The 724-nt window shown below is 57.2% G+C and carries 1 rRNA gene; it reads right to left on the bottom strand.

Going from position 1 to position 724, the window contains the following annotated elements:
• A 16S ribosomal RNA gene (locus EI42_RS31810) occupies nucleotides 1-724 on the bottom strand; the annotation flags it as partial.

Below are 724 nucleotides of genomic sequence, written 5' to 3'. Positions count from 1 at the left end.
CGACGCCTGCCTCCTCAACGAGGTTAGCCCAGCGGCTTCAGGTGTTGCCGACTTTCGTGGTGTGACGGGCGGTGTGTACAAGACCCGGGAACGTATTCACCGTAGTGTGCTGACCTACGGTTACTAGCAACTCCGACTTCATGCAGGCGGGTTGCAGCCTGCAATCTGAACTGAGACCGGGTTTGATGGGATTGGCTCCCCCTCGCGGGTTGGCTGCCCTTTGTCCCGGCCATTGTAGCGTGTGTGTCGCCCAGGTCGTAAGGGCCGTGCTGACTTGACGTCATCCCCACCTTCCTCCGCTTTGTAACGGCGGTCTCGCTAGAACATTCAACTAGCGACGAGGGTTGCGCTCGTTGCGGGACTTAACCCAACATCTCACGACACGAGCTGACGACAGCCATGCAGCACCTGTCACACTGTCCCGAAGGAAGACCCTATCTCTAGAGCTGTCAGTGTGATGTCAAGACCTGGTAAGGTTCTTCGCGTTGCATCGAATTAAACCACACGCTCCGCTGCTTGTGCGGGTCCCCGTCAATTCCTTTGAGTTTTAATCTTGCGACCGTACTCCCCAGGCGGACCACTTAACGCGTTAGCTCCGATACCCGAAGGGTCGATACTCCGGACATCTAGTGGTCATCGTTTACGGCTAGGACTACCGGGGTATCTAATCCCGTTCGCTCCCCTAGCTTTCGCATCTGAGCGTCAGGTACTCTCCAGGGCGCTG

Source organism: Thermosporothrix hazakensis (assembly GCF_003253565.1).
Taxonomy (GTDB): domain Bacteria; phylum Chloroflexota; class Ktedonobacteria; order Ktedonobacterales; family Ktedonobacteraceae; genus Thermosporothrix; species Thermosporothrix hazakensis.
Note: the sequence above shows the minus strand (reverse complement) of the source record. Positions and strands in the feature narration are given on the sequence as shown.